Origin of the sequence: Streptomyces sp. NPDC005752 (assembly GCF_040630715.1) — a bacterium.
Classification (GTDB): domain Bacteria; phylum Actinomycetota; class Actinomycetes; order Streptomycetales; family Streptomycetaceae; genus Streptomyces.
Window position 1 is genome coordinate 1 of sequence record NZ_JBEXYB010000026.1, and the last position, 13,202, is coordinate 13,202.

At 72.0% G+C, this 13,202-nt stretch carries 12 protein-coding genes; 3 read left to right on the plus strand and 9 right to left on the minus strand.

Translation table 11 applies throughout. The annotated features are described in order from the left end of the window. Nucleotides 1-99: 99 nt before the first annotated feature. The 5 genes from ABZ441_RS22040 to ABZ441_RS22060 form a co-directional block, all read right to left on the minus strand. Entirely contained in the window at nt 100-1,356 is a 1,257-nt protein-coding gene (locus ABZ441_RS22040; RefSeq protein ID WP_358976786.1) for an ROK family protein, read from the minus strand. 13 nt (nt 1,357-1,369) lie between these two features. Further along, nucleotides 1,370-1,636, minus strand: a complete 267-nt coding sequence (locus ABZ441_RS22045) for a phytase (RefSeq protein WP_358977089.1) — start codon at nt 1,634-1,636, stop codon at nt 1,370-1,372. Between the two features lie 270 nt (nt 1,637-1,906). After that, the gene (locus ABZ441_RS22050; protein WP_358976788.1) at nt 1,907-2,554 is read right to left on the minus strand and encodes a DUF305 domain-containing protein; all 648 of its coding nucleotides are present in this window, start codon (nt 2,552-2,554) and stop codon (nt 1,907-1,909) included. Next, complete coding sequence (locus ABZ441_RS22055; RefSeq protein WP_358976791.1) at nt 2,551-3,198, minus strand: DUF3105 domain-containing protein; 648 nt, start codon at nt 3,196-3,198, stop codon at nt 2,551-2,553. Before ABZ441_RS22055 ends, ABZ441_RS22050 begins: the two co-directional genes overlap by 4 nt. Nucleotides 3,199-3,313: 115 nt before the next feature. Then, complete coding sequence (locus ABZ441_RS22060) at nt 3,314-3,736, minus strand: hypothetical protein (RefSeq protein ID WP_358976793.1); 423 nt, start codon at nt 3,734-3,736, stop codon at nt 3,314-3,316. Nucleotides 3,737-3,807: 71 nt separating this feature from the next. Between ABZ441_RS22060 and ABZ441_RS22065 the strand changes: the two genes are divergently transcribed. The 3 genes from ABZ441_RS22065 to ABZ441_RS22075 all read left to right on the plus strand — a co-directional run bounded on the left by ABZ441_RS22065 (nt 3,808) and on the right by ABZ441_RS22075 (nt 9,036). Continuing rightward, complete coding sequence (locus ABZ441_RS22065; RefSeq protein ID WP_358976796.1) at nt 3,808-4,701, plus strand: phospholipid scramblase-related protein; 894 nt, start codon at nt 3,808-3,810, stop codon at nt 4,699-4,701. Between the two features lie 379 nt (nt 4,702-5,080). Next, nucleotides 5,081-5,380, plus strand: a complete 300-nt coding sequence (locus ABZ441_RS22070) for a trypco2 family protein (protein WP_358976798.1) — start codon at nt 5,081-5,083, stop codon at nt 5,378-5,380. Next, the gene (locus ABZ441_RS22075; protein ID WP_358976800.1) at nt 5,380-9,036 is read left to right on the plus strand and encodes a trypsin-like peptidase domain-containing protein; all 3,657 of its coding nucleotides are present in this window, start codon (nt 5,380-5,382) and stop codon (nt 9,034-9,036) included. The genes ABZ441_RS22070 and ABZ441_RS22075 overlap by 1 nt, the downstream gene beginning before the upstream one ends. Before the next feature lie 180 nt (nt 9,037-9,216). Here ABZ441_RS22075 and pcaD read toward each other — a convergent pair whose 3' ends face one another. The 4 genes from pcaD to pcaH are packed head-to-tail and all read right to left on the minus strand — an operon-like array spanning nt 9,217 to nt 13,071. Beyond that, entirely contained in the window at nt 9,217-10,389 is a 1,173-nt protein-coding gene (gene pcaD, locus ABZ441_RS22080; protein ID WP_358976802.1) for a 3-oxoadipate enol-lactonase, read from the minus strand. Then, entirely contained in the window at nt 10,386-11,714 is a 1,329-nt protein-coding gene (pcaB, locus tag ABZ441_RS22085; protein ID WP_358976805.1) for a 3-carboxy-cis,cis-muconate cycloisomerase, read from the minus strand. Before pcaB ends, pcaD begins: the two co-directional genes overlap by 4 nt. Then, nucleotides 11,714-12,286 (minus strand): protocatechuate 3,4-dioxygenase subunit alpha, encoded by a 573-nt coding sequence (pcaG, locus tag ABZ441_RS22090; protein ID WP_358976808.1) that lies wholly within the window; start codon nt 12,284-12,286, stop codon nt 11,714-11,716. Before pcaG ends, pcaB begins: the two co-directional genes overlap by 1 nt. Further along, nucleotides 12,286-13,071, minus strand: coding sequence for a protocatechuate 3,4-dioxygenase subunit beta (gene pcaH, locus ABZ441_RS22095; protein ID WP_358976810.1), 786 nt, complete (start codon nt 13,069-13,071; stop codon nt 12,286-12,288). Before pcaH ends, pcaG begins: the two co-directional genes overlap by 1 nt. Nucleotides 13,072-13,202 lie beyond the last annotated feature (131 nt).

The following is a 13,202-nucleotide window of genomic DNA, read 5'->3' on the forward strand; positions in this document are numbered from 1 at the left end:
AGCCCTCGACCAGCTCGCCATGGAACACCTCCTCGGCGTCCGCTGACCCACCACACCCACCCACCGGGGTGCCCGACCCACCACCGGGCACCCCGGCTGTCAGACGACCTCCGGCGCGGACCGGGCATACGCCACCGGGTCGGCCAGCACGTCCTGCACCACGAGTGCCGCCGCACCCCGCGCCGCGTCTCCCGCGACGGACGAGGCGCGCAGCCTGCCGCCCCCGCGGGACCAGAGGCCGGACACCACGCGCCCCGTCAGCTCCTCGTCGGCGGGCGGCGCGAGCCACGGCATCAGGCCGCGGTATATCCCGCCGAGCACCACCGCGTCCGGGTCGAACAGATTCACGGCCCCCGACAGCACCTGTCCCAGCATCCGGCCGGCGTCGGCCACGGCGGCCAGCGCCACCGGGTCGCCCGCCTGCGCCCGTCGCTCCAGCTCCATCACTCCCGCGGCACTGCCCGCGGCCTCGTCGATGCCGGCCGCGCGCAGCAGGGCCGACTGACCGGCGTACTGCTCCAGGCAGCCGCGCGATCCGCAGCGGCACCCGGGGCCCGTCGGGTCCACCACCACGTGCCCGATCTCACCGGCGAAACCGTGTGCGCCGCGCAGCAGTTCGCCGTCGAGCACCAGGGCGCCGCCGACGCCGATCTCGCCCGTCAGGTAGAGGAAGCTGCGGACGGTGTCGAGCCCGCCGAACCACAGTTCCGCCAGCGCCGCGAGATTCGCCTCGTTCTCCGAACGCACGGGCAGCGGTGCCGTGCCGGGGCGCAGACCGGCGAGAGCCTCCGCGAACAGGTCTTCTGCCGCGACCCGGTTCCAGCCCAGGTTCGGCGCCTGGCGCACCGAACCGCCCGAGACGAGCCCGGGCAGTGCGAGCGCCGTACCGACCGGGTACAGACCCTGCTCCCGCGCCGAGTCCAGGGTGCGCGCGGCGATCCCCGCCGCCCGGGCCAGGACCTCTTCGGGCGGTGCGCCGCGGTTGTCCAGGTGCTCGGTCTGCCGCACCCGGCCGGTGCCCGCCAGATCCACGACGCACACCGACACGTAGTCGATGTTGACCTCCACGCCGAGCCCGGCCGGCCCGGTGCGCGCCACCTTCAGCGCCGTACCGGGGCGTCCCGCCTGACCGCTGAACGTCTTGCCCGACTCGGTGACGAAGCCACTGTCCAGCAGCTGTTCGACCAGGGAGGACACCGCGGCCCGGGTGAGGCCCACCCGGGCCGACACCCCGGCCCGGGTCGCCTCGCCGGTCCCACCCTCGTCCCGTACGGCGCGCAGCACGAGGCTCAGGTTGTGGCGTCGCACGGTGTCCTTGTCGGCCTTGGACCCCAGGGGCGCGAGGTAGCTCTTCATATCGCTGACGAGCCTATGCGATGCCTTCCGGAACGCGGCTCGCGGTGCGAGGCCCGGGCCAAGCGCTGGACGTCCGCCGCGTCCAGCACGTCGCGCAGGTCGACGAACTTGAAAGGGACGCGTCCAGGCCGTAGACCCGCAGCCCGCCCTCCTTGGCGGTGGCGACGACCAGGCTGCGCCCGGGATGGGCGTCGTCGCGCCAGATCGCGGGGTCGTCGGCGTCGGCGTTGCCGCCCGCCTCGTCGTCGTACAGCTCGGCCGTCGCGCCGACGGACGGCAGGGAGCGTGCGTGCGTGCGCGGGGGACAGCGGGACCAGAGTGATCAGCGCCGTATCGAGGAGGGCTGCGGCCGCCAGGCGAGGGGAGCGGTCCATGCGCACGGATGCTTCCTGTCGTGAGAGGGACAGGTCCATGACTCAGGAAGTGGCGGCCGAAGGAGCACTGGTCCGGTGTCGCGCCCGTGAGAAGGACATGGGCGCCAGGTGAACTCGCGGGGCGGGCGGGTCCGGCGACGTCTGCCGCCGGACCCGCCCGTCGCCCGCCCCGGGGCTCAGGGCTTGGCACCCCGGGCCTTCAGCATGTCCGCCATCAGAGAGATCTCCGACTCCTGTGCCCGGGCCATGCCGGCGGCCAGGTGCTTGATCTCCTCCGAGCCCGCGGCGTCGGCCGCCGCCTGAGCCATGTCGGCCCCCGCGCGGTGGTGGACGGTCATCAGTTCCAGGAACAGCACCTCGGCGTCCCTGCCGTCGGCCGCGCGCAGCCGGTCCAGCTGGGTGTCCGTCGCCATGCCCGGCATGAGGGAGCCGTCGGAGGGGGTGACCGCATGGCCCATCCACGCCATCGGCGGCCGGTCGGAGCTCTTGGGCCTCTTCCATGACTCCAGCCAGCCCAGCATCATCCCGCGCTGGTTGGCCTGGGTGTTGACGATGTCGTACGCGAGCCGGCGCACGTCCTCGTCACCCGTGCGGTCCCGCACGATGAAGGCCATCTCCACGGCCTGCTGGTGATGGACCGACATGTCCCGGGCGAACCCCACATCGGCCGAGCTCTCCGCGGGCACGGCAACGGGTGCCCCGGAGCCGGAGGAGGAGGCCGCCGAGGGCCGTACGACCATCAGCAGGACGAGCCCGACGGCCACGACGAACACCACGGCGCCCGCCCACACCAGTGAACGGGAGGCATGCGCGGACGAGGTCACTTGGCGACCCCGCCGGAGCAGGCGGCACCCGGCTCGGGTGTCTGCGCGCCCTGGACGTACTTGGTGAAGAACTGTGCGACGCGGGCGTCGGTGGCGCTCTTCACGGTGAGCTGCTTGCCCCAGGCGCTGAGCATCAGCGGGCCCTTCTGGTCGGCCACGGGGCTCATCAGGGAGTACGGCGTCCTGGCGACGCGCTCGGAGAGGGCCTCGACGTCGGCGTCCTTCGCCTTGTCGTTGTACGTGACCCAGACGGCGCCGTGCTCCAGGGAGTGGACGGCGTTCTCCTTCGGTATCGCCTCGGTGTAGACGTCCGCGTCGCAGTTCATCCACACCGGGTCGTGGTCACCGCCGACGGGCGGGTTCATCGGGTAGTCGACGGGTGTCCGGACGTGGTCCTGGTCGAGGTCGTCCCAGGACTTCTCGCCGGTGACGGGCGAGGTCCTGGCCTGCTCCTCGGCCTTGTCCTGCTCGTCGGCGGCCGACATCAGGTAGCCGCCCCCGGCGACGAGTCCGGCGAGCACGACGACGGCCGCGGTGATGGTGATGATGCGGCTGCGGCGCTCGCGGGCCCGCTCCTTGCGGCGGGCCTCCTCGAGCTTGGCGCGGCGTGCGGCAGAGCTGTTCTGGTTCTTGGCGGAAGTCATGTCAGGTCCTCGGGCTCAGCGGATCGCGTGCGCGGAAGGCGCGCCACGCGGTGACAAGGGCACACGGGTTCCCGCCTCCGGCCTGTCTGCGGCGCGGAGGACGGGGCCGGGAGGCCTAGATCCGCTGGACCTGCAGACGCAATGGGTCGACTGCGCCCACGCTGTCGTTCGAGGGGCCCCGGATGGCTGCGGCGCCGGTGGGCGGGACCGCCCGGAGGGCCGCAGAGGTGCAGGGGAGGGCTGTGGGAGCGGGATGGCCGGGCAGCACGACTGCCGTCGAACGGTCCGCCGTACCGTGACAGGAGCTGCCGATCCCGCGCTCATCGGGGGCGTCGGCCACGACGACCGACGCGACCGCCGAGGCGACCGGGGTGAAGGCTCTGGTGGCGGTTGCGGAGGTGGTCTCGGCGCCGGGCGCGGACGTGGTGGCCGGGGAGCAGCAGAGGAACACCGCCACGAGCATCAGTGCCCAGCCCAGGATGACGGGCAGGGCGCTGCCGCCCCGTCGCCGGTCCGTCCACCCGCTCGCTCTGGTCATCGCCGCCATCGTAGATGGTGTGTGAATGTTCAATGAGTTCGGCCCGTAGTTCGGCAGGATAGTGTGCCCCGGTGACGACGCAATCGAACGTACCTGCGGGTTGGCATCCGGATCCTCACGGCGCGCCCCAGCTGCTGCGCTACTGGGACGGTTCCCGGTGGACCGAGCACACGCACCCCGCCCAGGCCCAGGCGCCCGCCCAGGCCCAGGTCGCTCAGCCCCGAGCCAGTCAGGTGCAGGCGGCCCAGCCGCACGCCGCGGTTCCGCAGCAGCAGTTCGCCCCTCAGCAGGCAGCCGGCCAGCAGTACGCCCCGCAGCAGGCCGCGCCCGCGCAGGCCGTTCCTCGGCAGGCGGCCCCCGGTGGCGGCTCGTTGTTCGACCAGCAGGTCCTGGTCGTCAACCAGAAGGCCAAGCTGATCGAGCTCACGAACGAGTACAGCGTCTTCGACCAGCAGGGCAACACGGTCGGTTCGGTGGTCCAGGTCGGCCAGAGCGGCCTGCGCAAGGTGCTCAGGTTCGTCTCCAGCATCGACCAGTACCTCACGCACCGCCTCGAGATCCGCGACGCCTACGGGCAGCCGCAGCTGCTCCTCACCCGCCCGGCGAAGTTCATCAAGTCCCGGGTCGTGGTGCAGCGTCCCGACGGGCAGCCCGTCGGCGAGATCGTCCAGCAGAACGCCATCGGCAAGATCAACTTCGCCATGACGGTCGACGGGCAGCAGGTCGGAGCCATCAAGGCCGAGAACTGGCGCGCCTGGAACTTCGCCATCGTCGACCACAACGGCGCCGAGATCGCCAGGATCACCAAGACCTGGGAGGGCCTGGCGAAGACCATGTTCACCACGGCGGACAACTACGTGCTGCAGATCCACTACCAGCTGCCCGAACCGCTGCTGAGCCTCGTCGTAGCGACGGCTCTGACCGTGGACACCGCACTCAAGCAGGACGCCCGCGGCTTCGGCTGATCTCCGGGAGCCCGGCCGTGCGGCCGGCATGCCCGTACGTGCCTCTCCTCGCATGTCGCCGGGACGGATCTCCTCGTACCCGCGTGGAGCGAGGTCGCGTAGGCAGTCGGCCCGGAGGCCGTTCCGGCTGCCGGCCTCCCCTGCTGATCGACTTGCATCGGTCAGCAGGAGGAGAAGACTTGACGGTGAAGAGCATGACGCCGGGCACAGGGCTCCGGTCCTGAATCCCCCGAGCGGGTGGTGCCAAGCACCTGAAGTGAATCGGTCGAGCGCAGCCTCCCGACCAGCTTCCGCCCTGGCGGCATGCAGTGTCACGACATCGCCGGTGCGGCACTCCGCACGAGAGTGCGGCACTCCTTGTGCGAAGGAGACGCCACCGATGGCCGAGAACTCCGACGGGGGACTCCAGCTCAACGAAATGGTCGCGGCACTCCGCTGGGAACTGCAGGAAGCTCAGCGGAGAGCGGCAGGGGAGAATCTCCGCTTCGGTGTCTCCGGCATTGAAGTGGAAGCCACCGTTCAGGTCACCACGGAGGGCGGTGGCAGGGGCGGCGTGCGGTTCTGGGTCATCGAAGCCACCGGTGACTTCAAGCACGGCAGGTCCAGTGCCCAGCGGATCAAGCTGGCACTGACCGTTCCTCCCGACTACCGGATCTCGGACGACGGCGGCGACGACTGATGCCCGGCCTCGACGCCGAACGTGTCGTCTCCGTGTCCGTCGGCGACGGGCGGCGCGGCTCCGGCTATCTGCTCACACCCGACCTCGTGCTGACCGCCGGGCACTGCGTGAAGCGGGGTGCCCAGGTCAAGGTCCGCCGGTACGCCCGGGAGCCGGGCGACGACAAATACGTGCTGCAGCGAGCGTGCGTGTTCGAGGTCGCGGCGTGCGGCGACGCACGCGATCTCGACTACGCGCTGCTGACGTGCGGCGATCACGATCCCTTCGAACTGCGGAACAGGGGCCGTTCGAGCCCGGTGAGGCTGGGCCGCCTCGTCGGCGACAAGCCCGTACCGGCACAGGCGCTCGGCTTCCCCCGTGCACAGCGGGACGACGAGGGAGGACTCAACGTCGAGGACGCCCGGGGCACGGTCAGCCCGCGGTCGGGGTCGGTGTCCGGGTCCAGGGCCGGGTCCCGCTCGGCCGAACGCTGGAACTTCCAGATCGACAGCGGAACCTCGTTGCCACAACCCGGCGGGTCCCTGTGGAGCGGCATGTCGGGGGCGGCCCTGTTCAGCGGCGGCCATCTGGTGGGCGTCATCGTCGAGGACCGGGGTGCCGTCATGGGCCGATTGACGGCCGTGCCGGTCGCCCGCATCTTCGACCGGGCCGCCCGTCCGGAAGCGGTGAGCTGCCTACGGCGGACGGCCGGCCGGGAAGCGGCCGCCGCGCTGCTGGCGGTCAACCCGGTCTGGGCGGGGGGCGGCATGCTGAAGCCGGCCTACAGCCCTCTGCCGCCTGCCGCGCAGTGGTCCGAGACGGATCTGCTCGACGCCTGCTACAACGTCGTTCCGTTCCAGGGGCGGAAGCAGGTCGTCCGCGAGCTGACCGAATGGTGCGAGGGGCCCGAGCGGATACGGGTACGTCTGCTGTCCGGGCCCGCCGCGGTGGGCAAGACCCGGCTGGCCCGGGAGCTTTGTCTTCGCATGGGTGCCAGGGGGTGGATTGCCGGGCTCGTCGATCCGCTCTGGACGGCGTTCTCCGAGGTGGGCGACCTCGATGAGAACCGAATCCTCGTGGTGGATGACGCGGACGCCCACGCCGGTCATCTGGAGTCGCTCGTCGCCAACGCGGTCAGCAGTCAGTGCCGGCACCCGTTGCGCATCCTGGCGGTCGCTCACGGTGCGGGGGGCGGTCCGTGGTGGCAGTCACTCAAGCGGCGATACGAGGCCCTCGTCGACGAGAACGACCCGCCCTGCCTCGGACCACCGGTCCTGGCGGACCGCCAGGACGTCTACCAGGCCGCCTACCAGGCATTCCGTAGCTGGTACGAGCAGGACAAGCCCGTAAGTCTGGCACGCATGCGGGCCTCCGCGCCCGCGACCGAGGTACTGCCGGATCTGGAGAGCGACGACTTCGACAGCTACCTTCTGATTCTGATCCAGGCCCTGGTGGACGCGCGGGCCTGCAGCATCAAAGAATCCCGGTCCGTGGTGACGACGGCTCAGTTCCGCAGGGACGCCCTGTTGGACTACGCGATCGATGTGGATCGCCGCAGATGGCAGGAGTCCGCCCGGGCCGCGCACCTCCCCGACGATCCGGTGCTGCTGGAGCGGATCGTCGCCGTCGCCAGTCTCGCCGTGGCCACGGGGCGGACGGAGGGCTCGAGGGAGACGGAGGGGGTCGGCGAGACGGAAGCCGCCCGGCGGCTGCTGCTCGTACCCGACCTCGCGGGTGAGTCGGAATGGCGCAGACGAGCTTTCGCCCGCTGGCAGCACGGGCAGTTCGCCGGCGACGGCTACTTGCGCCCTCTCCAGCCGCAGCGCCTGGCCGAGCGGCTCGGGGCCAGGGTGATCGAGATGTTTCCGCAGCTGGCGTCGCAGTTGCTCGACGTGAGCGGCACCGGACCGGGCATCCCCTCGAACAGCCCGGACAGGTGCCGACAGGTGCTGAACGTGCTCGACGTACTGCAGATCACGGCGGCGACCGACGGGCACGCGGCCGGGCGCGAGCCGGAGGAGGGTGACGACGACCTGGCCGGCGTCGGGGGAGCGGGCGACACGGCCCAGCAGAAGGCCCGCGGAATCGTCCTTGAGCGGGTGCTCCGCGAATACGCCGTCCCCATCATCAGGCTGGTCAAGGAGATGGCGGTGACGGATCACCGGGACTCCGCAGGTGCGCTCGGAGCATCCCTGGCCGCCGCGCTGAACACGTCCTTGCGTGAGACCTCCGCCCAGGAGGTCTCGGCCGAGGTACTCACCGAGCTGGACGAATACCCTCCCGACGCCCTGCTCGAACTGGCGGTCGCGACAGCGACCCACGCCGTGGCGTACTACCGGTGCGGCACGACGCCCACGACGACGGCGAACAGGTCAGGGCTGGCGACCGCCCTGCGGCACCTGTCCCTGTACCTCGCCAACTCCGGCCACCGGAGCCAGGCCTGCGAGAACGCGTGGGAGGCAGTGGACACCTACCGGGCGCTGGAGCAGGCGGCGCCCGGGAGCGCGTGGCAGCTCGAGCTCGCCCAGATGCTCAGCGAGCTTGGCGATCGCCTCGACGACGTCGGACGGTACGAGGAGGCGCACGATCACGCCCGCGAGGCAGTGCGGATCTTCGAGCAACTGCGCAGGAGTGAATCGCCCGGTTTCGACTCGTCCCTCCTGGCCAGAGCGCTGTGCGCGCAGGCGTCCGCCGCCAGCGGCATCGACCGGAAGCGAGAGGCTCTGCAAGCCACCACCGAAGCATGCGAGTTGACGCGGCAGCTGCCGAGGGACCCGAACATCCCCGGCGCCGAGCTCGACAGGATCACCGGTGAGGAGGCGTTCACCCTGCGCGCCCTGTCGCTGCAGCTCATCGACATGCGGCGGGGGGACGAGGCAGTCGAGAAGGCAGAGCTCGCCTGCGCGAGGTACAAGGGACTGCTCGCGAGGAACCGGGGCCGCTGGGAGCGCGACTACGCCCTCGCGCTGTCCATCCTGGGCTCGGCGTACGCTGCCACGCGGCAGTGGGACGAGAGTATCGGCAGCCATGCGGCAGCTGTGAACGATCACTACGTGCTCCTGGAACGGCGCTATCGCGAGGCCGTCAGGCCGGAACACGCCCTGGCGCTGCACCGCCTGGCCTCCGCGCATCTCGCGAGGGCGGGATGCCCCGCCGAAGCCTCGGACGACTGTACCGAGGCATTGCGGCGCTGTCGGCAGGCGTTGGACCAGTACGACGTCATGCACTCGGAGGACAGATGGGCCACCCGTTTCGACAGGGCGGCGACGCACCGCCTCTACGCGGAGATCAATCTGCGGATGGGCGCCGTGAAGTCCCGTGCACACGAAGCTGAGGCGCCGCAGCTGTACGAGCAGGCGAGGAAGGCAGCCCGGAACGCGCTGTCGCTGTACGAGGAGATGGACACCCGGACCTTCCGAAGCCGGTCGGACCGCGCCCAGGTGCGCAAGATACTGGCCGATGCGCTGAGTGGCCAGGGCGGGCATCGGACCGAGGCGCTGGCCGAATACGGGCGCGCCAAGCAGGAGTTCTCCCGCCTTGACGCGGAGGAGCCCGGCCAGGTCGACGCCTTCCTCCGGGAGGTGGAGGACATGGCGGACGTCGTCGTCCCCTCCCGGGCGAGGTCCAAGTACCTGGGGAAGAAGCGACGCAGGAGGCACGGCCGCGCCCACCACTGAGACGTGAGCCGCGATCTGCCGGTCCTCGGGGGAGACCCTCGGATCGCGGCTCAGCTGCTCACCGGCCCACTCACCTGGCAGCGTCGAACCGGCCCGGCACTCCTGCGAGGGCATCCGCAGGAGGGAACCTGCACCCGGAGGGCACGACACGCAGGTCCACGCGTCCGTACCGGAGGACGGTCAGTCCGCCTGAGCCCCGCCCCGCCCCCGCTCCGGCCGCTCCGTCTCCTCCATCTCCGTCAGGACCCGCTCGGCCACGGCGAACGCCGCGTTCGCCGCGGGCACTCCGCAGTACACCCCCGCCTGCAGCAGTGCGGCCCCGATCTCCCGGGGGCCGAGGCCGTTGCGTACCGCCGCGCGTACGTGCAGGGCGAGCTCGCCGTGGTGGCCGTGCGCGACCAGCGCGGTCAGCGTGATCAGGCTGCGCTCGCGGCGGGACAGCGTCGGGTCGGTCCAGATCTCGCCCCAGGCGTAGCGGGAGATGAACTCCTGGAACGGTGCGGTGAATTCCGTGGTCGCGGCCTGCGCACGGTCCACGTGCGCATCGCCGAGGACCTCCCGGCGCACGGCGGTCCCGCTCCCGCGCTCGCGGGGCGCGAAGTGCGCGGCCAGGACCTCCCGCACGGCCTGCGGACGCTCGGCGGGAGCCAGGTGGGAGGCGCGCGGCAGTTCCGTCAGCGCGGCCCCCGGGATGCCGTCGGCGATCTCGCGGGCGTGCTCGACCGGTGTCGCCGGGTCCTCGCGGCCGGCGATCACCACGGTCGGTGCCCGCACGTCCGACAGCCCTGACCGCAGATCGCAGTCGGCGAGCGCGTCGCAGCACGCGGCGTACGCCGACGGGTCGGTGGCCAGGAGATCGTCGAGCAGCCGGGGCTCGGTGAATCCGGGCGTGAACCAGCGGCCCGCCGCACTCTCCGCGACCTTGCCGAGGCCCTCGGCGCGCACCAGGGCGGCCCGCTCCCGCCACGGCCCCGGGTCGCCGAAGTGGGCGGACGAACAGACCACGGCCAGCCGTTCGACGCGCTCCGGGTGACGGACCGCGAGCCACAGGCCCACCGCACCGCCCAGTGACACCCCGGCGTACGAGAACCGTTCCAGGGACAGGGAGTCGGCCAGGGCCAGCACCAGGGCGCCCAGATCGGCGATCCCCGCCCCCGGACCGATCAGACCGGCGGGCGAGCCGCCGTGTCCCGGCAGGTCCCACCGCACGGTCCGGTGGCTGACCGAGAGTTCGGGCGCGACCCCGTCCCAGAGTGCGGTGGAGGTGCCGAGGGAGGGGCCGAGCAGGAGGGCGGGTGCGCTCGTCGGCCCCTCGGCGCGGTGGTGGAGGAGACGGGCTGGTGTCGTGGTCATCGGCGCTCCAGAGCGCGGTCGGTGAGGAGCCCGGCACAGCCGGTGTACCGGGCGGGGTCGGTGAGTTCAGCGAGATCGAGGCCGTCGAAGGCGGGCTCCCCGGCGAGGATCTCGGTGAGGGGCCTGCCCTCGTCCCGGGCCCGCGCGGCTGCCCCGGTGAGGATCTCCTGGGCGCGGGCGCGGCCCACCCGATGGGCGGCGACCGCGGCCAGCCGCTCCGAGACGATCAGCCCGCCGGTCAGCCCCAGGTGGCTCCGCATCGCCGACGGGAACACCCGGAGCCCTTCGGTGAGTTCCGCCGCGTCCCGAGCCGCGCCGCCGACCAGGCGCAACAGGTCGCGCAGCGGCTCCCATTCGGCGTGCCAGGCCCCTGCCGGCCGTTCGTCCTCGGCGGCGAGCGAGCCGTACAGGGTGGCGGCCAGCCCGGGTGCGCGGCGGGCCGCGGCGGCGATCAGCGTCGCGCGCACCGGGTTGGCCTTGTGCGGCATGGCGGAGGAGCCGCCGCCGGACCCCTCGGCCAGCTCGCCGGTCTCGGTACGGGACAGGGCGAGCACATCGGCGGCCGCCTTGCCGAGCGCGCCCGCCGTGAAGGCGAGAGCTCCGGCCAGGTCGGCGACCGGGGTGCGCAGGGTGTGCCAGGGCAGCAGCGGCTCGGCCAGGCCCAGTTCCCGTGCGTAGACGGCGACGAGCTCCAGAGCCGCCTCGTCCCCGCCGTCGGAGGAGAACGCGGCCAGTGTGCCCGCCGCGCCGCCGAGCTGAGCGGGTAGCGATGTGCGTACGGACCGGAGCCGGTCCCGGGCGTCGAGCACCATCGACCGCCAGCCGGCGGCCTTGAGACCGAAGGCCGTCGGCACGGCGTGCTGCGTCAGCGTGCGGCCGGGCATCGGCGCGTCGCGGTGTCCGGCCGCCAGCCGCTCCAGCGTGTCGGCGGTCCGCCCCAGGTCGTCCAGGACGAGCGCCAGGGTCCGCGAGGCCACCAGCATCGCCGCCGTGTCGAGGATGTCCTGGCTGGTCGCGCCCTGGTGGACGAAGGGCCGCGCCCTCTCGTCCACGGCAGCGACAAGGTCGGCGACCAGCGGAATTACCGGATTGCCACCGGCCCGCGCCCGTAGCGCCAGCTCCCGCACGTCGAACAGGCCGGCGTCCGCCGCCGCGGTGACCGCCCGCCCCGCCCCGGCCGGGGCGAGCCCGGCGACGGACCGGGCCCGGGTGAGGGCCGCTTCGGCGTCGAGCATGGCCTGCAGGAAGGCGTGGTCGCCGGTGGCGGTCTCGGCCGCGGAGCCGGCCCGTCCCGGGGCGAGGAGGCCGGCATCGCTCTCGTGCATCAGCTGAACTCCAGGAAGACCGTCTCGTCGGCGCCCTGGAGACGGATGTCGAAGCGGTAGGTGTGGGGGTCCGTACGCGTCGCGATCAGTGTGGCGCGCCGTTCCGCGTCCAGCGACTCCAGCAGCGGGTCGGCCGCCTCTGGAGCCTCGTCGAGCAGCTCGGGGAGGTACACCCGGGTGTGCAGGTGGTGGACCAGGCCGCGGGCGAACACGGCGGCACAGAGGTACGGGACGCCGCCGGGCCGCAGCGTACGCACGAACCAGCACCCGGCCGCGTCCGTCGGGGCGCGGCCGAACCCGGTGAAGTCCACCCCGTTGCGTCCGGTCACGTCCCCCGTCGCGGGGTCCCGGCGCAGCGATCCGGGGAGACCCGTACGCGATCCGTCGGGAGCGGGCTGCCAGGTCTCGACGATCGCGTCGGGCACGGGTTCCCCCCGGCCGTCGAACACGTAGCCGTGCACCGTGACCGTGCCCGGGTGCCCGGCCGGGGCGACCTCGCTGCCTCCCGGGAAGGGCAGCGCGTAGCCGTAGAAGGGGCCGATGGTCTGGGAGGGAGTCGGGGGGTGGGACATCAGTGGTCGCCTTCTTCCTCGGTCCAGGTGGCGCACGGGCCGTCGAGGACGATGTCCCAGCGGTAGCCGAGGGACAGCTCGGGCACGGACAGGTCGGGGTCGTACGCCGCTATGAGCCGCTCACGGGCCGCCTGGTCCGTGACCGACCTGATCACCGGGTCGTAGGGGAGGAGCGGGTCGCCGGGGAAGTACATCTGGGTGACGAGCCGCTGGCTGAAGGACGTACCGAACAGCGAGAAGTGGATGTGCGCGGGGCGCCAGGCGTTGAGGTGGTTGCGCCAGGGATAGGCACCCGGCCTGACGGTCGTGAACGAGTAGCCGCCGTCGTCGTCGGTCAGGCACCGTCCGAACCCGGTGAAGTTCGGGTCGAGTGGAGCCGGGTGCTGGTCCAGCTGATGGGCGTACCGCCCGGAGGCGTTGGCCTGCCACACCTCGACGAGCTGGCCACGCACCGGCCGGCCGGACCGGTCCGACACCCGTCCGCTGACGGTGATCCGCTCCCCGAGCGGCTCACCGCCGTGCCGCGCGGTCAGATCGCGGTCCCACGCGGTCACGTCCGTGACACCGAAGGCGGGCCCGGACAGCTCGACCGCCTCCGGGTCGCGCACGGGGATGAGCGAACGGTGCGGGTGGCGGAAGTGACTGCTGCGGTACGGCGGGCAGTCGCGCGGCGGATGGTGTGCACCCGGCTCGGCCGCCGCCTCGGCCCTGGCCACCTCCGAATCGATCTCCTGCTGGCTCATTCCGTCGGGCAGCGGATACGCGGGAAGGTCACGTGCGGTCATGTCACGGCTCCGTGAATTGAGGATATTGCTCAGTGCACTGAGTAAAATGTGATGACCGCGAAGCTACCCAGGGCGCGTCGTTGTGGTCAAGACCCTCAGTACACTGTGTATCTTCGATGCGTCGGCGGCGG